At 60.0% G+C, this 21,094-nt stretch carries 19 protein-coding genes and 1 tRNA gene; 13 read left to right on the top strand and 7 right to left on the bottom strand.

Features of this window, described 5'->3' with window-relative positions; translation table 11 throughout:
• Window positions 1-638: 638 nt before the first annotated feature.
• Window positions 639-710, bottom strand: a tRNA-Thr gene (locus DWW03_RS12800).
• A 114-nt stretch (window positions 711-824) separates the two neighbouring features.
• Between DWW03_RS12800 and DWW03_RS12795 the strand changes: the two genes are divergently transcribed.
• The 3 genes from DWW03_RS12795 to DWW03_RS16655 are packed head-to-tail and all read left to right on the top strand — an operon-like array spanning window position 825 to window position 2,972.
• Entirely contained in the window at window positions 825-1,775 is a 951-nt protein-coding gene (locus DWW03_RS12795) for an NAD-dependent epimerase/dehydratase family protein (RefSeq protein ID WP_022062618.1), read from the top strand.
• Window positions 1,776-1,821: 46 nt separating this feature from the next.
• Window positions 1,822-2,781 (top strand): alpha/beta hydrolase, encoded by a 960-nt coding sequence (locus DWW03_RS12790; protein WP_022062619.1) that lies wholly within the window; start codon window positions 1,822-1,824, stop codon window positions 2,779-2,781.
• 17 nt (window positions 2,782-2,798) lie between these two features.
• Window positions 2,799-2,972 (top strand): hypothetical protein, encoded by a 174-nt coding sequence (locus DWW03_RS16655; RefSeq protein ID WP_153811585.1) that lies wholly within the window; start codon window positions 2,799-2,801, stop codon window positions 2,970-2,972.
• 52 nt (window positions 2,973-3,024) lie between these two features.
• On the opposite strand, the gene DWW03_RS12785 is transcribed toward DWW03_RS16655, so the two are convergent.
• Window positions 3,025-4,026 carry a class II fructose-bisphosphate aldolase gene (locus DWW03_RS12785; protein ID WP_015547304.1) on the bottom strand — a complete coding sequence of 334 codons (1,002 nt, stop codon included), beginning with the start codon at window positions 4,024-4,026 and terminating at the stop codon, window positions 3,025-3,027.
• A gap of 318 nt (window positions 4,027-4,344) precedes the next feature.
• Between DWW03_RS12785 and DWW03_RS12780 the strand changes: the two genes are divergently transcribed.
• From DWW03_RS12780 to DWW03_RS12760, 5 genes are all read left to right on the top strand, one after another.
• The gene (locus tag DWW03_RS12780) at window positions 4,345-5,958 is read left to right on the top strand and encodes a fumarate hydratase (protein WP_118406828.1); all 1,614 of its coding nucleotides are present in this window, start codon (window positions 4,345-4,347) and stop codon (window positions 5,956-5,958) included.
• A gap of 471 nt (window positions 5,959-6,429) precedes the next feature.
• Entirely contained in the window at window positions 6,430-8,286 is a 1,857-nt protein-coding gene (locus DWW03_RS12775; protein ID WP_118406827.1) for a BatD family protein, read from the top strand.
• 5 nt (window positions 8,287-8,291) lie between these two features.
• Complete coding sequence (locus tag DWW03_RS12770) at window positions 8,292-9,182, top strand: tetratricopeptide repeat protein (RefSeq protein ID WP_118406826.1); 891 nt, start codon at window positions 8,292-8,294, stop codon at window positions 9,180-9,182.
• A complete protein-coding gene (gene recR, locus DWW03_RS12765) occupies window positions 9,183-9,779 on the top strand; it encodes a recombination mediator RecR (RefSeq protein ID WP_015547306.1) in 597 nt (198 codons plus the stop codon). It abuts the gene before it with no gap.
• A 63-nt stretch (window positions 9,780-9,842) separates the two neighbouring features.
• Window positions 9,843-10,841, top strand: coding sequence for a malate dehydrogenase (locus tag DWW03_RS12760; protein ID WP_022061667.1), 999 nt, complete (start codon window positions 9,843-9,845; stop codon window positions 10,839-10,841).
• A gap of 45 nt (window positions 10,842-10,886) precedes the next feature.
• Here DWW03_RS12760 and DWW03_RS12755 read toward each other — a convergent pair whose 3' ends face one another.
• Together DWW03_RS12755 and DWW03_RS12750 are read right to left on the bottom strand one after the other, a co-directional pair.
• Window positions 10,887-11,375, bottom strand: a complete 489-nt coding sequence (locus tag DWW03_RS12755) for an energy transducer TonB (RefSeq protein ID WP_022061666.1) — start codon at window positions 11,373-11,375, stop codon at window positions 10,887-10,889.
• Entirely contained in the window at window positions 11,372-11,800 is a 429-nt protein-coding gene (locus DWW03_RS12750) for an META domain-containing protein (RefSeq protein WP_022061665.1), read from the bottom strand. The genes DWW03_RS12755 and DWW03_RS12750 overlap by 4 nt, the downstream gene beginning before the upstream one ends.
• Window positions 11,801-12,006: 206 nt before the next feature.
• Here DWW03_RS12750 and DWW03_RS12745 point away from each other — a divergent pair, with 206 nt between their 5' ends.
• From DWW03_RS12745 to DWW03_RS12735, 3 genes are all read left to right on the top strand, one after another.
• Window positions 12,007-12,381, top strand: coding sequence for a RidA family protein (locus DWW03_RS12745; RefSeq protein ID WP_015547309.1), 375 nt, complete (start codon window positions 12,007-12,009; stop codon window positions 12,379-12,381).
• A gap of 193 nt (window positions 12,382-12,574) precedes the next feature.
• On the top strand, window positions 12,575-15,127 hold the full coding sequence (locus DWW03_RS12740) for an adenosylcobalamin-dependent ribonucleoside-diphosphate reductase (protein WP_015547310.1): 2,553 nt from the start codon (window positions 12,575-12,577) through the stop codon (window positions 15,125-15,127).
• A 173-nt stretch (window positions 15,128-15,300) separates the two neighbouring features.
• Entirely contained in the window at window positions 15,301-16,500 is a 1,200-nt protein-coding gene (locus tag DWW03_RS12735) for an OmpA family protein (protein ID WP_022061664.1), read from the top strand.
• A gap of 125 nt (window positions 16,501-16,625) precedes the next feature.
• On the opposite strand, the gene DWW03_RS12730 is transcribed toward DWW03_RS12735, so the two are convergent.
• Together DWW03_RS12730 and recF are read right to left on the bottom strand one after the other, a co-directional pair.
• Complete coding sequence (locus tag DWW03_RS12730; RefSeq protein WP_118406825.1) at window positions 16,626-16,898, bottom strand: DUF721 domain-containing protein; 273 nt, start codon at window positions 16,896-16,898, stop codon at window positions 16,626-16,628.
• Between the two features lie 14 nt (window positions 16,899-16,912).
• Window positions 16,913-18,163 carry a DNA replication/repair protein RecF gene (gene recF / locus DWW03_RS12725; protein WP_022061661.1) on the bottom strand — a complete coding sequence of 417 codons (1,251 nt, stop codon included), beginning with the start codon at window positions 18,161-18,163 and terminating at the stop codon, window positions 16,913-16,915.
• Between the two features lie 105 nt (window positions 18,164-18,268).
• Between recF and DWW03_RS12720 the strand changes: the two genes are divergently transcribed.
• Window positions 18,269-18,952, top strand: coding sequence for a tetratricopeptide repeat protein (locus DWW03_RS12720; protein WP_015547313.1), 684 nt, complete (start codon window positions 18,269-18,271; stop codon window positions 18,950-18,952).
• A 9-nt stretch (window positions 18,953-18,961) separates the two neighbouring features.
• A complete protein-coding gene (gene ribH, locus DWW03_RS12715) occupies window positions 18,962-19,492 on the top strand; it encodes a 6,7-dimethyl-8-ribityllumazine synthase (protein ID WP_015547314.1) in 531 nt (176 codons plus the stop codon).
• Window positions 19,493-19,656: 164 nt separating this feature from the next.
• Here the strand turns inward: ribH and DWW03_RS12710 are convergent, their stop codons facing one another.
• The gene (locus DWW03_RS12710; protein ID WP_022061660.1) at window positions 19,657-21,075 is read right to left on the bottom strand and encodes a calcineurin-like phosphoesterase C-terminal domain-containing protein; all 1,419 of its coding nucleotides are present in this window, start codon (window positions 21,073-21,075) and stop codon (window positions 19,657-19,659) included.
• Between the last annotated feature and the right edge of the window lie 19 nt (window positions 21,076-21,094).

Here is a 21,094-nt window from a genome sequence, read left to right as displayed (position 1 = left end):
ATCGTAAAATTGGTCTTGTTAAAGATGCTTTATTTTAATTCAACCAACGGGTAATTTATACATATCCGTATATTTTTAGGATTTGTATTATTGAGATGCTATTATTATTCCCGCTTCCCCCCCCCCTCCCCCATGTTCCGATGCAAGTCCTGCCACAAAATGGACAGGCGGAATTATGACATTGGCAAGGGACGCTATGACACGCAGACTGTAAGATAATGATAAATGTTGCTATCTGCAATATATGGTCAAAAAATGTAAATTGAAAAATGATCTGATTTGTTTGTAATCAGTGCTGAATCAGTATCCGTCAGTCTCGTTTGGTAAATTGGGCAATACGATATTGCAATGCTCGTTTGCTGATGAAAGAGCGGAGCCGGACCCTGAAAAGCAGTATCCCGGAGATATGGGATGACTCTTTGCCGCCTTTGCGATTGATTGTTCCGCTCCTATTTATAGCATGACGGACATCAGATGACGAGGCGCAACGTAAATGCGGATAGACCTGGATTTGCGTTGTTTGCGGCGCGCGTCCCGATCTGTCAGGATTCGGGCGAAAAATCGTCCCGAATCGGGCCTTTTTGCCCTATGTGCATGAAAAAAGCGGCTGCCCTGTTCGGTAACCGCTTGATTCCTCGAGCTGACACCGGGACTTGAACCCGGGACCTCTTCCTTACCAAGGAAGTGCTCTACCACTGAGCTATGTCAGCAACATTTCTCTTTCGAGTGGTGCAAAAGTACATAAGAAAAATGAAAAGACCAAAAATTTGTACACTTTTCATAATTATTTTCTACCTTTACTACCAAATCATAATAAAAACCAGATGAAACGCATCTTAATAGTAGGCGCAGGCGGTCAGATCGGTTCCGAACTGACCGTTTACCTGCGCAGTATCTACGGCGGCTCGAACGTCGTCGCTACCGACATGCGCGAGTGCCGGTCGCTGGCCGGGGACGGTCCTTTCGAGGTGCTCAACGCCCTCGACGCAACGGCCATGGCCTCGGTCGTGGCCCGTCACCGCATCGACACGATCTTCAACCTCGTGGCCCTGCTGTCGGCCGTCGGCGAACGCAATCCCCAGATGGCCTGGAACGTCAACATGGGGGCGCTCAACAATTCGCTCGAAGTGGCCCGGCAGCACCATTGCGCGCTGTTCACCCCCTCGTCGATCGGCGCCTTCGGGCCGTCGTCGCCCAAGGACAAAACCCCGCAGGACACGATCATGCAGCCGACGACGATCTACGGCATCTGCAAGGTCACGGGCGAACTGCTCGGGAACTACTACCACCACAAATACGGCGTCGACACCCGTTCGGTGCGTTTCCCGGGCATCATATCGAGCGTCACGCTGCCCGGCGGCGGTACGACCGACTACGCCGTGGAGATTTATTACGAGGCGATCCGGAGCGGCAAATTCACCTGTCCCGTTCCGTCGGACGTCTACATGGATATGATCTACATGCCCGACGCCCTGCGCGCCTGCGTCGAACTGATGGAGGCCGACCCTGCGAAATTGATCCACCGCAACAGCTTCAACCTCGCGTCGATGAGCTTCACGCCCGAGATCATCTGCGCCGAGATCAAAAAGCGTCTGCCTGCCTTCACGATGGACTACAACGTCGATCCCGTGAAGAAGGAGATCGCCGAGAGCTGGCCCAATTCGCTGGACGACACCTGCGCCCGCGAGGAGTGGGGCTGGCGGCCCGAGTGGGACCTCTCGCGCATGACCGACGACATGCTGGCGCACATCCGCGCGAAGCTGGGTGCGGAATAAGTGAAAAGAGGCGGCGATTTCGGCCGCTTCGGCAACTGAACAGCCTATGAAACGAATTGTCCGGATCGTCGTTGTCTCTGTGCTGTTGCTTGCGGCAATTGTCGCGGGCGGCAGTCTCTACATGCTCTCCTATTCGCTCCGGCCCGATGCGACGATGCGGGCCAAGAACGCTTCGTCGTATGAATATATGTACGGCGAATATCCTTTCCTGCGGCCGTGGGTCGACAGTCTGGAGCGCACCGGGGCCTTGCGCGACACGGTGATTCTCGGTTCGGAAGGCGAACGGCTGCACGCGATCTATGCGGCGGCTCCCCGTCCGACGGACCGGACGGCGGTGATCGTCCACGGCTATACGGACAACGCTGTGCGGATGCTGATGATCGGCTATCTTTACAACCACGACCTGGGCTGCAACATCCTGCTGCCGGACCTTTATTACCACGGGCAGAGCGAAGGCCGTGCCATCCGGATGGGGTGGAAGGACCGCTTCGACGTGCTGCGGTGGATGGACATTGCCAACGACATCTTCGGCGGCGACACACGGATGGTGGTCCACGGGATTTCGATGGGCGCGGCGACGACCATGATGGTCTCGGGCGAGGAGCAGCAGCCCTATGTGAAATGTTTCGTCGAGGATTGCGGCTATACGAGCGTCCGGGACCAGTTTTCGAAAGAGCTTAAAGAGCAGTTCGGGCTTCCGGCCTTTCCGCTGCTCGACGCGGCGAGCTGGCTGTGCGGCCTGAAATACGGCTGGACTTTCGGCGAGGCTTCGTCGCTGGAGCAGGTGAAGAAGAGCCGGCTGCCGATGCTGTTCATCCACGGCGACGCCGACGATTACGTGCCGACGCGGATGGTCTATCCGCTTTACGGGGCCAAGCCCGGCGACAAGGAGCTGTGGGTGGTTCCGGGAGCGTCGCATGCCAATTCGTACCGCGACAACCGGGAGGAGTACACGCGCCGCGTCGGGGAGTTCGTGGGGCGGTATATCGGCGGCCGGCCGGAGTGAATTGAGCCGCCCTCGATGTGGAAGCGTGTGATTTGCAGCAGGCGCAGGCCTTCTGCCGGATTCTGGCGGAGACCGTCGGGAAACTTCCGGCCGAAGTGCGCGGGCGGCTTTACCGCCCGGCCGCCGAGAACTGCGTGAAAGGGACGGTCCTGACGGGAGCCGTTGGACGAACGAAAAAACCGGAGGTCTGAACCTCCGGTTTTTTCGTTTGTCGGAAGGAACGCTCCTTCCGGCGGGAATCTCTTACTCGGCTTTGCCGTCCGAACCGAGAACCTCCTTGATCTTGTGGATGTAGAGCTTCTTCATGTTGTCGCGGGCGGGACCCAGGTACTTGCGGGGGTCGAACTCGGCGGGTTTGGTGGCGAAGACCTCGCGGATGGCGGCGGTCATGGCCAGACGCGAGTCGGAGTCGATGTTGATCTTGCAGACGGCGCTCTTGGCGGCCTGGCGAAGCTCCTCCTCGGGAATGCCCACGGCAGCCTTCAGCGCACCGCCGTACTTGTTGATCGTCTCGACTTCCTCCTGGGGAACCGACGACGAACCGTGCAGCACGATGGGGAAGCCCGGAAGCTCCTTCTCGATGGCGGCCAGTACGTCGAAAGCCAGGGGAGGCGGAACCAGACGGCCCGTCTTGGGATCTACGGTGCACTGCTCGGGGGTGAACTTGTAGGCTCCGTGCGAGGTGCCGATCGAGATGGCCAGCGAATCGACGCCCGTCTTGGTCACGAAGTCAACGACCTCTTCGGGCTTGGTGTAGTGGCTGACTTCGGAAGCTACCTCGTCCTCGACGCCGGCCAGCACGCCCAGTTCGCCTTCGACCGTCACGTCGTGCTGGTGAGCGTACTCCACGACCCGCTTCGTCAGGGCGACGTTCTCGTCGTAGGGGAGCGCCGAGCCGTCGATCATCACCGACGAGAATCCCATGTCCACGCAGCTCTTGCACAGTTCGAACGAATCTCCGTGGTCGAGGTGCAGTACGATCTGGGGTTTGGCCCAGCCCAGTTCCTTGGCGTACTCCACGGCTCCTTCGGCCATGTAGCGCAGCAGGGTCTGGTTGGCGTAGTTGCGCGCACCCTTCGATACCTGGAGGATGACGGGCGACTTGGTCTCGGCGGCAGCCATGACGATAGCCTGGAGCTGCTCCATGTTGTTGAAGTTGAATGCCGGAACGGCGTAACCTCCTTTGATGGCCTTGGCGAACATCTCGCGCGTGTTCACAAGACCCAGATCTTTGTACGATACCATAGTATTTGAAATATTAGTGAATTTGTTGCACTCAAAAAACCGCACAAATTTACTAAAAATTCTAAATAACAGGCCTTTTTTGTGAAAAAAATAACAGACGAACCGGGAAATCGTTGTACAATCCGGATTGTTTTTCGTAAATTTGCAGGGATTTTCGGATGGGCGGGACATGCGACCGCATTTTCCGGCCGCATGCGGCAAGTCCTTCCCGGGAACGGGTTTCGGGCGGGCCGGATTTGCAGGCGCGGCTGAAGGCCGCGAATGGACGGCGGTCCGCGGCGGGCAGACAGGAAGCAACATACAAACATTATAAATACTATGGCAGATTTCATCTATCAGGAGCCGTTCCCCGTGGGGGAAGACAAAACCAAGTACCGTCTTTTGACGAAGGAGTACGTGAAGGTCGTGGAGTGCGACGGACGCAAGATCCTCAAGGTCGATCCCAAGGGCCTCGAACTGCTTTCGAAGGAGGCTTATGCCGACGTGTCGTTCTACCTGCGCGCCGCGCATCTCCAGAAACTGCGCAACATTCTCGAAGACCCCGAAGCCACCGACAACGACAAGTTCGTGGCCTACACGATGCTGCTGAACCAGACCGTCTCGGCCGAAGGCGAACTGCCCACCTGCCAGGACACCGGCACGGCCATCTGCATCGGCCACAAGGGCGAGGATGTCTGGACGGGGGCCGACGACGCCGAGTGCATCGCCCGGGGCGTTTACGAGACCTACAAGGACCGTAACCTGCGCTATTCGCAGGTCGTGCCCTTTACGATGACCGACGAGAAGAACTCGGGCACGAACCTTCCCGCGCAGATCGACATCTACGGCGGCAAGCCCGGCATGGAGTACGAGTTCCTCTTCATCACCAAGGGCGGCGGCTCGGCCAACAAGACTTTCCTCTACCAGCAGACCAAGGCGTTGCTGAACGAGGAGTCGCTCACGAAATTCATCCAGCAGCATATCTTCGACCTCGGCACGTCGGCCTGCCCGCCCTACCACCTGGCCATCTGCATCGGCGGCACGTCGGCCGAGATGTGCCTTTCGACGGTGAAGAAGGCTTCGGCCGGCTACCTCGACGAGCTGCCCACCTCGGGCAACGAGGGCGGCCGCTGCTTCCGCGACCTGGAATGGGAGGAGAAGGTGCTGAAAATCTGCCGCGAGAGCGGCGTCGGCGCCCAGTTCGGCGGCAAGTACCTCGTGCACGACGTGCGGGTGATCCGCGCTCCGCGCCATGCGGCTTCGTGCCCCGTGGCCATCGGCGTGAGCTGCTCGGCCGACCGCAACATCAAGGCCAAGATCACGCCCGAGGGCATCTTCCTCGAAGAGCTGGAGAAGAATCCCGCGCGCTTCCTGCCGACCGAGGCTCCCTCGATGTCCCCGGCCGTGGACATCGACCTCGACGAGGGCATGGACAAGGTGCGTGCGATTCTCACGAAATACCCGATCAAGACGCGCCTGAATCTGCGCGGCACGCTGATCGTCGCCCGCGACATCGCCCACGCCCGCATCAAGCAGATGCTCGACGAGGGCAAGCCGATGCCCGAATACTTCAAGAAGCATCCGGTTTACTACGCCGGTCCGGCCAAGACGCCGCAGGGCATGGCTTCGGGTTCGTTCGGCCCCACGACGGCCGGGCGCATGGACCCCTACGTCGACCTGTTCCAGTCGCAGGGCGGTTCGCTGGTGATGGTGGCCAAGGGCAACCGCTCGCAGCAGGTGACCGACGCCTGCCGCAAACACGGCGGTTTCTACCTCGGTTCGATCGGCGGCCCGGCAGCGATCCTGGCGAAGAACTCCATCAAGTCGGTCGAGGTCGTGGACTTCCCCGAACTGGGCATGGAGGCCGTGCGCAAGATCTATGTCGAGAACTTCCCGGCGTTCATCATCGTCGATGACAAGGGGAACGACTTTTTCGCCGATTTCAAGCATTAAGAACGGTCGTTTATACCATGCACTGTTTCCCGCTCCCGATCGGTGTTGTCGCCGCCTGCGGTGCCGGTTACAGGTTCGACCCCACCCCAAACCCCTCCTTCAGGGAGGGGCTTGGTGGCGCAAGCGGCAAAATTGGCGTTTCGGACGGCAGGTGTAAATTAGTTGCATGAAAAAATACTAACGCGCAAAACTTTGCGTTGTAAAATTGTAAAAAAGACCGTCGTAAGGTATGAAATCCGGCAGATAATCCGGGCGAAATTCCGGTCGCGCCGCGACAAGCCCCTCCCTGTGGCCGTTTGAGAGACGGCTTTCGGAAGAGGGTGCGTGGAGCCGGGTCCGTATCCCGGCGGACCGGGCGCCGCCCCTTGGTTCCGGCTTTTGGCCGTGCGGAGCCGGATCGGCAAACGCCGGTGGCGACAGCGGCCGGCCGGTACGGGGTGCGGCGCGAATTGACAGACATATCGTTTTGTGATGAGAGACTTTGTTGCAAAAATATCCCTGACAGCACTCTTCGTGCTGGCGATCTTCTCGGCATCCGCTGCCGAGAAGGTCACTTTTGAAGCCAACTCGCCGCTGACGGTCGCCGTCGGCGAGGCGTTCCGCGTGGAATTCGCCCTGAACGCCAAACCCGACGGGGATACTTTCAAGGCGCCTTCGTTCGAGGGATTCGACGTGCTGGCGGGACCTGCCATCTCGCAGGGGTCGTCGGTTCAGATCGTCAACGGCTCGATGACCAAGAGCGTCAGCTATACCTACACTTTCGTGCTGCTGCCGCAGGCCGCGGGCAACGTGACCATCGGCGCCGCGGAGGTCAAGGTCGATGGCTCGTCCTACCGGACCCGGCCGCTGCCCATCGAGATCGTGAACGAGGGCGAAGGCTCCCGGGCGCAACAACAGCAGGGCGGTTCGAACCGTGCGGACGATACGCAGGCCGATGCCCAGAGCCGGATCGGCAAGGACGATATTCTGCTCCGGGCCGTCGTGTCGCGCTCGTCGGTCTACAAGAACGAACCCCTGCACGTGGCTTTCAAGCTCTATACGCGGGTTCCTTATGTCAACATCGTTCCCGAGTCGGCTCCGTCGTTCAACGGTTTCTGGTCGCAGGACCTCTCCGATCCCAATTCGGCCCGCGTGGGGCGCGAGACCTATGCCGGGAAGGTGTACGAGACGCGTGTGCTGTACGACTACCTGCTCTATCCGCAGCAGGTCGGCTCGCTCACGATCGACCCCGTGGACATGACCGTCGTGGCGCAGGTCGTGGTGCAGAGCCGCCATGCCGATCCCTTCTTCGGGGGCGGCCGCGAGGTGTTCAACGTTCCGCGCAAGGTGCAGAGCCAGCGGGCCACGGTCCAAGTGAAAGCGCTTCCGGCAGGTGCTCCGGCCAGCTTCAGCGGCGCTGTGGGCAATTTCACGATGGACACCCAGTTCCCTTCGGAACGGATCGCGGCCAATTCGGGCGCGACGGTCACGGTGAAGATTTCCGGCACGGGCAACCTCACCTTCGTACAGGCCCCGAAACTGCCGCTGCCGACCTCCTTCGAGCAGTATAACGTCAAGACCACCGAGTCGATCAACACGTCGGCCTCGGGCATCTCCGGCTACCGCCAGTTCGAATATCCCTTCATCGCACGGGCCGAGGGCGCTTACGACATCGAACCCATCGAGTTCACCTACTTCGACCCCCAGCGGGTGCAGTACGTGACGCTGAAATCGAAGCCGCTGACGCTCGAAATCACGCCCGATGCCCGCGGCGGAGGCGATGCGGTGGTGATGCAGGGGCGCGGCATGTCGAAGGAGGAGGTGAAGATGCTGGGCCAGGACATCCGCTTCATCAAGCTGGGCGGGGCGCAGCTGCGCTCCGAGCGCGTGCCGTTCATCTTCAGCGCCGCCTACTGGATTCTTCTGTTAGGTGTGCTGGCGCTTTTCACGATGATCTACGTGGCGCTGCGCAAGCAGATCCGCGAATCGCAGAACGTCGCCCTCGTGCGGGGCAAGCGGGCCAACAAGGTCGCCGTGCAGCGGTTCCGCGCCGCGAAGCGGTATATGGAGGAGCAGAACCGGCATGCCTTCTACGAGGAGATGCTCCGCGCGCTGTGGGGGTACATGAGCGACAAGTTCAACATCCCGGTGGCCAACCTCACCAAGGAGAATGTCCGCGAGGAGCTGCACAAACGGGGCGTTTCGTCCGAGGACTCGCAGCGTTTCACGGACATCATCACCCGGTGCGACGAGGCGCAGTATTCGCCCGTCGAGTCGGCCCGCATGGGCGACGTTTATTCCGAGGGCGTGAACCTGATTTCGCGCATCGAGTCGGTGATAAAACGATAGTTGTTATGAAGCGATTGACCCTATTTCTGATCCTGTCATTCGGCGTTCCGTGCGCATGGGCGCAGGAGGGTATCGACAGCACGAAATTAGCCCAAATATCAGAGGCTAAAACCTTGGTAAAAACTGCGGTGCAGGCTGTCGCGGAAGGCGTTGTCGAAGGACTTGCTGGTGTTTTTGATGAGCCCGACGCTGTGGAGGCTTCGCCCGAACAGCTGTGGGACCGGGCCAATACGGCCTATGTCAACGGGGATTACCACGCTGCGGCGGAGATTTACGAAGGGATTCTCGCGCAGGGACTCTCCTCCGTGAAACTCTATTACAACCTGGCCAACGCCTACTTCAAGGAGGGGCAGCTGGGCAAATCCATCCTCTTTTACCGCCGGGCCTTGCGGCTGGCTCCCGGCAACGACGACATCCGCTATAATTTGAGCGTCGCCGAGGCCCGCACGAAGGACAACATCGAGCAGATACCCGAATTTTTCTTCACCGAATGGATGCGCGGCGTGCGCCGTCTGATGAGCTGCACGGCGTGGAGCGTCTTCTCGCTCGCGGCGTTGGTCTGCGCCCTGGCGCTGTTCCTCGCCTACCTGTTGGCACAGCGTTTGCCGTTGCGCAAGGCGGGGTTCTACGGAACCCTCGTCGCCGCGGCGGTCTTCATGCTCACGAGCTGGTTCGCCATGGGCGAGCGGCGCGAGATGCTCGACGACACGCAGGCCGTCGTGATGTCGCTCTCGACGGCCGTGAAGAGTTCGCCCGACAAGTCGGCGACCGACCTCTTCGTGCTGCACGAGGGGACGCTCGTCGAGATCACCGACCGCCTCGACAACTGGTGCGAGATCACCATTGCCGACGGCAAGAAGGGGTGGCTCGAATGTAAAACCGTCGAAACGATTTAAATGTCGAAACTTTTACAGGACGTCGTCGGCGAACTTTCGAAGCTTCCGGGCGTGGGACGCCGCACGGCGTTGCGCCTGGCCATCCACATCCTGCGCATGGAGCGGGATTCGGTGGCCGAGATGACGGAGAGCATCGACCGGTTCCGCAACGAGATCCGCTACTGTTCGCAGTGCAACAACCTCTCCGACGAGGAGGTGTGTCCGATCTGCGCCGACCGGGAACGGGACCATGCGACGATCTGCGTCGTGGAGCAGGTGGCCGATGTGCTGTCGGTCGAGAACACGCGCCAGTACCGGGGGATGTACCACGTGCTGGGCGGCGTCATCTCGCCCATGCAGGGCATCTCGCCCTCGGACCTGAAGATCGACCTGCTGTGCGAACGGATCGCCCGCGGCGGGGTGAAGGAGGTGATCCTCGCCATCTCGACTTCGGTCGAAGGGGAGACGACGCTTTTCTACCTGATGAACCGCCTGCGGCAGTTCCCGGGGCTGAAAGTTACGTCGATCGCGCGCGGTATCGGTTTCGGCGACGAACTGGAGTATGTCGACGAACTGACGATCACCCACGCGCTGATGAACCGCCGGGAGATCGAGTAGCCGGCCCGCTCGGGAGGCGGGTTTTAGGGGACGAATTTGTGGTTTCAATAAAATAACAACACTATGGACTTTGTAACGAACGAGAAACTCACCATCGTGGGTGCGGCCGGCATGATCGGCTCGAACATGGCGCAGACGGCGCTGATGATGCGCCTGACGCCGAACATTTGCCTCTACGATCCGTATGGATCGGCGCTGGAGGGCGTGGCCGAGGAGCTTTATCACTGCGCCTTCGAGGGGGCGAACATCACGTGGACGACCGACATCCGCGAGGCGCTGACCGATGCGGCTTACGTCGTGTCGTCGGGCGGCGCGGCCCGCAAGGCGGGCATGACGCGCGAGGATCTGCTGAAAGGCAACGCCCAGATCGCCGAACAGTTCGGCAAGGACATCAAGTCCTATTGTCCGGACGTGAAGCACGTCGTGGTGGTCTTCAATCCGGCCGACATCACGGGACTGATCACGCTGATCTATGCGGGGCTGAAGCCTTCGCAGGTTTCGACCCTCGCGGCGCTGGACTCCACGCGCCTGCGTTCGGAACTGGCCAAATATTTCAAAATCTCGCCCGACGAAATCCGCAACTGCCGCACCTACGGCGGCCACGGCGAGCAGATGGCGGTCTTCGCCTCGACGACGCTCGTCGCCGGACGGCCCCTTTCGGAGCTGATCGGCAAAGAAATGCCCGAGGGCGACTGGGCCGACCTGCAACAGCGGGTGATTCAGGGCGGCAAGCACATCATCGACCTGCGCGGCCGTTCGTCGTTCCAGAGTCCGGCCTATATCTCGATCTCGATGATCGCGGCGGCGATGGGCGGCAAGCCGTTCACCTATCCCGCCGGCGTATTCGTCCACAACGACGAGTTCAAGCACATCCTCATGGCGATGGAGACCGTCATCACGAAGGAGGGCGTGTCGTATAAGAACGTGCAGGGCACGGCCGGGGAGCGCCAAAAACTGACGGAGAGTTACGAACACCTCTGCAAACTGCGCGACGAGGTGATCGCGATGGGCATTCTGCCTCCCGTCGGCGAGTGGGGCCGCCTGAATCCGCACCTGAAATAGCGGGCAATGCAAAACTGAAAAGGACCGGATGCATCCGGCCCTTTTTTAATTGGACGAGCGGAAGTCCACGGGAATTGTGATTTCCACGGGGACCTTTCGTCCGTACAGCTCTCCCGGCTTCCAGTGCGGGGAGCTTTCAAGCGCCCGGACCGCTTCGGCGGATAACTTGCTGTCGGGCGATTGCAGGACACGAATGCCGGTCAGCCGCCCCGTCGTGCCGATCACGAACGAAACCACCACGCGGGGTGGAAAGGGTGGGCAGCCGATGACGATCCGGACATTCCGGACCTGTTCGTTCACCCACTCGCGGAATGTTCGGATGTCGCCTTCCCGGAACAGGGGCGGCGTGTCGCAATGTATGAGAACGAGCGAATCGCGAAATACGACGATCCGGGCCGCCGGCTGTTTTTCCGCCGGCTGTGCCGCTGCCGAATCTGCCGCCACCGGCTGCTTTGCCGCGGTAGGTTTTTGTCCGAAAGCCGCCGCCGGGGCGGTGAGCAGGACGCAGGCGCCGATCAGACCCCGGAACGTCATGGCCTGGCCTGGAACACGGCGCGCAGTTCGCCGTCGCTCAACAGCAGCAGCATCGGGCCGTCCATGTCGTAATGGGTCACCGATTCGAGCATTTTGGTGAAGGCTTCCTCCTCGTCCATGCCCGGGCAGGCCATCATCGTCGCGGCCAGAGGCCCGATCTTCAGCGTGCGTTTCCCATCGGTCTTGTAGGCGCCCGTCAGGCGGTTGCAGGCCCCGACGCCCGTCAGGCGGTTGCCTTCGGCGAGCAGCGTGACGGTGAATTTGCCCTCCTCGGGTTTGACCGCCTTGCCGCCGAGCTGGATCAGCTGCCACTCGGTGCCCGCCAGCGGGCGGCGGGTCTTTTTCTGGTAGGAGCGGCAGTTGCAGCATCCGGCCATAAAGGCCGCAGCGACAGCGACTATCGCAATTTTCAGTAAAATCTTCATCGTTTTTCCATTTGGATCATATGGCAAATATAGGGAATTAATTATACCTTTGTACAACTTCCGGACCCGATATTTCCGCCGCAGGCGGATATAAGTCCCCGCTTCGGCGTGGATTCAAGGGAGGGTCGGGCCTGTACATGCGGCCAGAGGCTGCGAGTACGGCGGTTGAAAGCACGAAGGCTTAAATAATTTCAAGATAATTTTTTATGAAAACCATCATCGCTTCTCCCCATGCGCCCAAGGCCGTGGGTCCCTATTCGCAGGCCGTCGAGGCCGGCGGCGCGCTCTATGTTTCGGGACAGCTCCCGATCGACGCCGCGTCCGGAAAGATGGACGAAGGCATCGAGGCCCAGACGCGCCGGTCGCTCACGAACCTCGGCCATATTCTGCGCGAAGCCGGATACGATTATTCCGACGTGGTGAAAACCACGGTCCTGTTGCAGTCGATCGGCGATTTCGCCGCCATGAATGCCGTCTATGCGGAGTTCTTCACCTCGGAGATGCCGGCGCGCATGTGCTACCAGGTCGCGGCGCTGCCGATGGGCGCGCTGGTCGAAATCGACGCCGTGGCGGTGAAATAATCCCGCCTTCGGACCGAAGGCGCGCTCCGGGTATCTGGGGCGTGCCTTTTGCTCTTTTGTAGATATTTTGTGAATAAGTTTGGCTCTTCATGCTGGCTTTTTATCCGGAAAAGCCGCAATTTTGTAGAACCGGGTTTTGCCCGCCGTGACGCCTGAAATCTGAAAATATAGAAATAATAGTCTGAAAATAGTTATGTCAAAAGCCACCAAAGCCGACACGCCGCAGAAGGTCAATTACAACGATGCGGTTGCCGAGTCGAAGAAGTATTTCGACGGGGACGACCTCGCCGCCACGGTGTGGGTCAGCAAGTACGCCCTCAAGGACTCTTTCGGAAACATCTACGAGAAATCGCCGCGCGAGATGCACGAGCGCATCGCTTCCGAAATCGAACGCATCGAGCAAAAATACCCGAACCCGCTCCCGAAGGAGGAGGTTTTCGCGTTGCTCGACCATTTCCGTTACGTCATTCCGCAGGGCGGCCCGATGACCGGCATCGGCAACAATTTCCAGGTGGCGTCGCTGTCGAACTGCTTCGTCATCGGCCATAAGAACCCCGCCGACTCCTACGGCGGCATCTTCCGCATGGACGAGGAGCAGGTCCAGCTGATGAAACGCCGCGGCGGCGTGGGCCACGACCTTTCGCACATCCGCCCCACGGGCAGCCCGGTGCTCAACTCGGCACTCACGTCGACGGGCATCGTGCCCTTCATGGAGCGTTACTCGAACTCGACGCGCGAGGTGGCGCAGGACGGGCGGCGCGGCGCGCTGATGCTGTCGCTGTCGATCAAGCACCCCGACGCCGAGCGGTTCATCGACGCCAAGGTCGACACGGGCAAGGTGACGGGTGCCAACGTCTCGATCAAGATCGACGACGATTTCATGCGTGCGGCCCTCGCCGGGAAGAAATACCACCAGCAGTTCCCGATCAAGTCGGACAACCCCAAATACGAGCAGGACATCGACGCCCGGAAACTCTGGGAGAAGATCATCCACAACGCGTGGAAGTCTGCCGAACCGGGCGTGCTGTTCTGGGATACGATCATCCGCGAAAGCATTCCCGACTGCTATGCCGACGAGGGTTTCGTGACGGTTTCGACCAACCCCTGCGGCGAGATCCCGCTCTGCCCCTACGATTCGTGCCGCCTGCTGGCGATGAACCTGTTGAGCTATGTGGACAACCCGTTCAAGGCCGATGCGAAGTTCAATTTCGACAAGTTCAGGGACCACGTATACAAGGCGATGCACATGATGGACGACATCATCGACCTCGAACTGGAAAAGGTCGAACAGATCATCGGGAAGATCGCCGCCGACCCCGAAGACCTGGATGTGCGCCGCGTGGAGCTGGAGCTTTGGAAGAAGATCCGCGAAATGGCGCGGAAGGGCCGCCGTACGGGTCTGGGCATCACGGCCGAGGGCGACATGCTCGCCGCGCTGGGTCTGCGCTACGGCACGCAGGAGGCGATCGACTTCGCCGTCGAGGTGCAGAAGTGCCTCGCTCTGGCGGCTTACGGCGCTTCGGTGAAGATGGCCGCCGAGCGCGGCGCCTTCCCGGTTTACGACGCCGCGAAGGAGGTGAACAACCCGATGATCGCCCGTATCCGCGAGGCCGATCCGGCGCTCTACGAGGAGATGACGAAGGTGGGCCGCCGCAATATCGCCATGCTGACCATCGCGCCCACGGGAACCACGTCGCTCATGTCGCAGACCACTTCGGGCATCGAGCCGGTGTTCCGCACCGTCTACAAGCGCCGCCGCAAGATCAATCCTTCGGACGTGGACACCCACGTCGATTACGAGGACGAAACGGGCGAAAAGTTCCAGGAGTACAACGTTTACCATCATAATTTCGTCAAATGGCTGGAAGCCAGCGGATACGACACGTCGAAGCTGGCGACGATCTCCGACGCCGAACTGAACGAGTGGGTCGCCGCGTCGCCCTACCACGGCGCCACGGCCAACGACATCGACTGGGTGGCCAAGGTCAAGATGCAGGGCGCCATCCAGAAATGGGTGGACCATTCGATCTCGGTGACGGTGAACCTGCCGAACAACGTCTCGGAGGCGTTGGTGGCCGATGTTTACCGCACGGCTTGGGAGTGCGGCTGCAAGGGCGTCACGGTCTACCGCGACGGCTGCCGCGACGGCGTGCTGCTGGAGAAGAACTCCAAGAGCCGGAAGAAGTGCGAGGAGCATCCCGGCGAGGTGCAGAAGCGTCCCAAGTCGATTCCTGCCGACATCGTGCGGTTCAAGAACGGCACGGAGGACTGGATCGCCTTCGTGGGCTTGCAGGGCGGGCGTCCCTACGAGGTCTTCACGGGTAAGATCGAGGAGGACGCCATGTTCATTCCCCCGAAGATCAAGAAGGGCTTCATCATCAAGGTCCGCGAGGCGGACGGTACGAAACGCTATGATTTCCAGTACACCGACCGTTACGGTTATACGAACACCATCGGCGGCATTTCGCGTCTGTTCAACGAAGAGTTCTGGAACTACGCCAAGCTCATTTCGGGCGTGCTGCGTCACGGCATGCCGATCGAGAAGACCGTGTCGCTGATCGAGTCCCTGCATCTGGACAGCGAGTCGATCAACACGTGGAAGACCGGCGTGTGCCGTGCATTGAAACAGTATATCGTCGACGGCACGAAATCCAAGGGTAAATGCCCGAGCTGCGGACAGGAGAATATGGCCTATCAGAACGGCTGTCTGACCTGCATGTCGTGCGGCTATTCCAAGTGCGGCTGATGTTTGTTTCCACCTGATTTGTGTTCTAAAAAGCCCCAATGCCCAGGCATTTGGGGCTTTTTACATTTTGAAGCCCTCTTTTTTTCTGTTTTTTTGACCGGATTTGAATGGTTTTTGTGAAAAAATTGTGTACTTTTACGACAAGTATGTAAGACGTATTAAAGATGAATATTATGAGAAAGATTTTCTTGACTTTTTTGCTCGTGGCTTTCGCCTCTGCCGCATTTGCCGAAGGAACGCCGAAGAAGCCGAGCGTTGCCGGATTCGTGTCGAACGGATTCTGGGATAATTGGGAGATTTCGGCCGGTTTCGGAACCGGCACAGCCTTCTCCAACGGCGGTAACTCCGGCTCTTGGGGCGACCGTTTCGGTTTCGAGGGCAACCTGTCGGTGACGAAGTGGGTGCATCCGGTCTTCGGTATGCGCGCTCAATTGCAGGGCGGATGGTTCAACAATTTCGATTCCCAGATCGGCAAGATGACGTGGCCGTACATGTTCGGACACATGGATTTCATGGTTAACGCCTCGAACTGGATCGGCGGTTACCGTGCCGACCGTGTGTGGTATGCCGTGCCGTTCGCCGGTTTCGGTTACATGGCTTCGAACTTCACGGACCGTAGCCAGCGTGAGAATGCATCCGGTTCGCGTCAGGACTTCGCCTTCACGGCGGGTCTGCTCAGCAAGTTCCGCCTGTCGCCCGCATTCGATTTCAATATCGAACTCAAGGGGTTGCTCGCCAAGTCGGATATTTGCCCTGCGGAGATGAACGGTTCTTATCTGGCCGGACTTTCCGCTACGGCTGGTATCACCTACCGCTTCAACCAGCGTGGCTGGGAGCGCGGCGTTCCGGGCTATACGGCCGATGACATCCGTGCTTTCCAGAATGCAGTGGCTGCGGGCAATTCCGCCCTCGAAGCCGCCCGGTCGGAGAATGCGGATCTGGCCAACAGACTGAAGGCTGCCGAGGCCGAGGCCGACGCCGCTAAAGCCGCTGCCGCCGCTGCTGCTGCCAAAGCCGCCGCCGAGGCCGCTGCCGCACAGAAGGTGAACACCCTCAGCCCGACTTCGATCATTTTCTACGATTACAGCATGTCGAAGCTGACGCCGAAGGAGAAGACCCGCCTCGAACTGATGGCCGACCTGATCAAGAGCGGTCCGAAAGACCGGGTCTACAAGATCGAGGGCCACGCCGACCAGCAGACGGGTACGGCGGCAGGCAACAAGCGCGTTGCCGAGAACCGCGCCAAGAGCGTTTACGACTTCCTCGTAAAATGCGGCGTGAACCCCAAACAGCTGACCTACGAAGGCAAGGGCAACGCAGCCAATGTTTACGAGAACAACCAGAAGGCCAACCGCGCCGTGATCATCAAATAAGGCCGGGCCGTATTGGGGAGGGCGAATGGAACCTTCCCGCCATAGAGAAAAAGATGCTCCGTTTGCGGGAGCATCTTTTTTCATATATATATTATATAAGGTATGCTTTTTTGCCGAACCCGGACTTACCGGATGATGACGGCGTTGACGAGCCGTACGCCCGAACGGCGGTTTATCTCCTCCTTGAGCGCCTCGCGCTGGTAGAAAAGTTCCGAGCGCAGGACGCTCGACTGTATGCGTACGTACAGGATGTGCTTTTCGAGCCGCAATTCGGTGGTGACATCCGCGGCGCGGTCGCCGACAATCTCGCGCCATGTGTCCGGCAGTTTGCCTTCGGCGACTTTCTCGGCGATGTAGGGGCGTTTGAAAAACTCCTCCAGCAGGTCGCCCATCAGCATGGTTTTGGTTCGTCTCATGGCTGTTCGTCGGTTGATTCGGGTTGTACGGATCGCTCTTTTTCCGCGCCTTTCGCGGAATCTTCCGTTGCATTTTCCGAGGCGTTCTCCGGGGTGTTTGCGGCGTTTTCAGCTGCATTCCCGGCCGGGCCTTCCGCCGGATCTTCCGCCGCGGCCCGCTCCTGCGTCACGGCGCCTTCGGCGACTGAAAAGAGCGTGTAGTCGCCGCCCGCCTTGTCGAGAATCCGTTTCAGGCGTGTCGGGTTGCAGTCGGTGATCAGGATTTGCCCGAAGGTGTCGTCCGAGACCAGCCGGATCAACTGTTCGACCCGCCCGGCGTCGAGCTTGTCGAACAGGTCGTCCAGCAGCAGGATCGGGCGTTCGCCCTTCGTCTGGGCGACGACGGCGTACTGCGCCAGTTTGAGGGCGATCAGGAAGGATTTCTGCTGTCCCTGCGATCCGTATTTGCGCAGGGGATAACCTCCGATTTTCAGCACCAGGTCGTCGCGGTGAATGCCTGCCGTCGTGAATTCGTTGACGATGTCCTTCTGCCGCGCATCGAGCAGTATCTCCTCGAACGGACGGTCGTTCAGCTCCGATTTGTAGTGCAGTTCGACCTGCTCCCGGTCGCCCGAGAGGATGCTGTAATAGGCCGCGGTCACGGGTTGCAGCCGCTCGGCGAACTCCTGCCGCCGGGCGTGGATGGCCTTGCCGTGTTCGCACAGCTGCATGTCGTAGATTTGGAGCATGGTTTCGTCGGGCCGGGTTTTCAGCAGGCGGTTGCGTTCGGCCAGCACGGCGTTGTAGCGCATCACCGAACCGAGATAGGCGCGGTCCAGCTGTGAAATGAAGGCGTTGAGATAGCGTCGGCGCTCGTCGGCGGCGTCCGAGATCAGCGCGCTGTCGGCCGGCGACACGATCACCGCGGGAATCAGTCCCACGTGGTCCGAAAGCCGTTCGTACTCCTTGCCGTTGCGCTTGAGCACCTTGCCGCCCTTGCGCGAGAAGCTGCACACGATGGTTTCCCGCTTGCCGGCATCGCTCGCATAGGTCCCTTCGACGAGGAAGAAGTCGGCGCCGTGGCGGATGCTCTGCCCGTCGGTCATCGGCAGCGACGACTTGCACATCGAGAGGTAGTAAACGGCGTCCACGACGTTGGTTTTGCCCGCGCCGTTGTCGCCCACCAGGCAGTTGATGCCGGGGCACAGCGCGAGTTCCTCCTGGGAGATGTTTTTGAAATTCAGCAGCGCTATTTTCTTCAGATGCATAGGACAAAAATACAAAAAATCCGGACACGACATTGCACATTGTGAATAGTTTTGTATCTTTGCAAACTATCGTACGAATTATAAACTAATAACACAATAAGCAATATGGCAAAGCAGAACGTCGCCGAGCAGGAAACCCTCGGCGAAGCAATGAACAAAACGGAGTTGTTTTTCGAGAGGAACGGCCGGACGATGTCCTACGTTTTCCTCGGTCTGCTCGTCCTCGCAGCCCTCGTTTTCGGCTACCGCTCGCTGATCCTCCAGCCCCGCGCCACGAAGGCCGCCGAGATGATCGCCGAGGCGCAGAACCGTTTCGAAGGCGAGAACCCCGATTTCGAGACGGCGCTGCTGGGCGACGACAACGCGGCCGGTTTCCTCGACGTGATCGAGAAGTATGGCTCGACGCCTTCGGGCAACCTCGCCAAGCATTATGCGGGCATCTGCTACCTGCGTACGGGCGATCTGGAGAACGCCGCCAAATACCTGGCGAAGTTCTCGCAGCTGAAAGGTATCCCCGGGGAGCTGATCAACGCACAGAACTACGGTTTGCAGGGCGATATCGCCGTTGAGCAGCAGGACTACGCCAGGGCGGTGAAGTTCTACGAGAAGGCCGTGAAGGCCGCCGACAACAACCTGACGGCCCCGATGTACCTGCGCAAGGCAGGTCTTGCGGAGCAGGCGCAGGGCAATGAGCAGAAAGCCGCGGCTTTCTATGAAGAGATTTTGACTTCGTATCCCGCCTCGATGGAGGCCCGCGATGCGGAAAAGCTGCTCGGCAGCATCAAATAGCGAAAGACGATGGCGACCAAGAATCACAACCTTTCCAAATTCGACTCACCCCTGCCTTCGGCCGCTGACATGCGGTTCGGTATCGTCGTGGCCGAGTGGAACCGCGAGGTCACCGAGGCCCTGTTGGAGGGAGCCGTGCGCACGCTGCGTGCCGCCGGGTGCCCCGATATGAATATCCAGGTCAAATATGTCCCGGGCACGTTCGAGCTTTCGCTCGGCGCGCAGTTCTTCGCGGAGTATACCGACGTGGACGCCGTCATCGCTCTCGGATGCGTTATCCAGGGCGACACGCGCCACTTCGATTTCATCTGTCAGGGCGTGACGCAGGGCATTACGCAGCTGCAAATCCAGTGGAACATGCCCATCGCTTTCGGCGTGCTGACGGTGGGCGACATGCAGCAGGCCCTCGACCGCTGCGGCGGCCGTCACGGCAACAAGGGCGACGAGGCTGCGGCCACGGCCATCAACATGGTGAAGTTGCAGATCGACATGGAGGCGGCTTCGCCCGACCATGAACCCGACCGGCGCAATATCAACTGATTGCCGCTTTCTGGCGGCGATCTTTCGCACATCCTTTAAACGAGGCGGATGGACAGTACCGAAGTACATTCCATCCGCCTCGTTCTTTTGCTGTCCGGCGTTCGTTCGTCTGATCCGTTCCCGCCGTTCGCCCGGACTTGTTCAGCTGTCGCCGCTTCGGCCGGTCATTGGGCCTTTTCGAGCGTGATGCGCTCCGAATAGCGGCGTCCGAAACGGTCCGTGGCGACTACCTCGATCGTCTGTGCCGAAGCCGAAGGACGCGCTTTGAAATAGAAGTCCGAGATGCGGGGATGCTGCGATTTGGCGAGTTTCCGCCCGGCGTTTTTCAGAGAGTCGAGATGCGCCGCATAGTCGGGGTCGACGATCTGGATGCGCTGCATTGCGCCGCGGTAGCGGCCGTCCTCGTACCAGACGACGGTCCAGCAGGGGTCCCAGTTCCAGATTTTGGCCACGACGCTTCCGGGAAACGCTTCCACCTGCCCGGGCTGCCATACCCGCAGTTGCCGTACGGCCGGAGACCCGAGGCTCCGGTACTCCCACGAGAACTCTCCGCCGCACTCGCGGAAGAGCTGGTAGCCTTTGGGCGTGCCGTCCTTGTTGATCGGGTCGTACCACAGATTTCCGCAGATCTGTGCCACGTTGTGCTCCACGACTCCTTCGCGGATGTCGTAGTTCGAGTTGACGTGCGTGTGTCCCGTGATGAAATGCAGTTCGTGGCCGGCAAAGGCGTCCATCAGCCTGGCGGCCGACTCCATGACCTGATTGCCTTTCCAGGCCTTCATGGCCGGGGCGTGCATGGCCACGCAGACGCGCGACCCGGCGGGCAGCCGCCGGGCGTATTCCGCGGCCCAGGCCAGTTGCAGCGAGTCGATCTGCTCGTCGTATTTCTTCGCTCCGTGGTAGACGATGTCGTCGAGGACGATGTAGTGGGTCCGTCCCATGTCGAAGGCGTAGTAGGTGGGGCCGAAATGGTTCCGGTAGTTCTCCGTGGCCTCCCGGTCGGTGTATTTGTTCCGGTCGTGGTCGTGGTTGCCGATCACGCCGTAGACCGGTATTCCGAGCGATGCGAACTGCTCGCGGACGCCGGCGAACAGCTCCGGAGAGTCCCAGACGATGTCGCCGAGCAGCAGCGCCGCCTGTGCCGTGCCCCGTTGCTTCCCGAGGGCGGTCGCGCGTTGCAGTTCGGGGATGATCTCGGTTCGGAGCCGGTCGAAATGCGCCGCGGTTTTGGGCTGCGGGTCGCCGATCGCCAGCAATTCGTAAACCTCGCCCGTGGCCGGCCACGGACGCAGCTCGAAATCGTAACGCTTCGTGGAAGCGGCGTAGGGCCGGAAGAATTGCGGGATGTCCTGCTCCATGGGGGCCAGGTAGCCGGAAGGGGTTACGATGCTGATGAACAGCGCGTCGTCGTCGGCGTCGAGGGTGAAAGTTCCGTCGGCGCCGCTTTCGGTGAAGGAGTGGCCGTCCGTGACGGTGACGCCGGAGACCGGCGTCCCGGCGCATTTGACCGTGCCCCGGATCGGGCGGGCCGTAACGGCTGCGCCGAGGCAGCAGACGAGCAGCAGGACAATGAATCGTTTCATGGTTTCGGTAGGTTTTGGG

This window comes from Alistipes sp. AF14-19, assembly GCF_003461645.1.
Taxonomy (GTDB): Bacteria; Bacteroidota; Bacteroidia; order Bacteroidales; family Rikenellaceae; genus Alistipes; species Alistipes shahii.
This window is presented reverse-complemented; position numbering and strand designations above follow the sequence as displayed.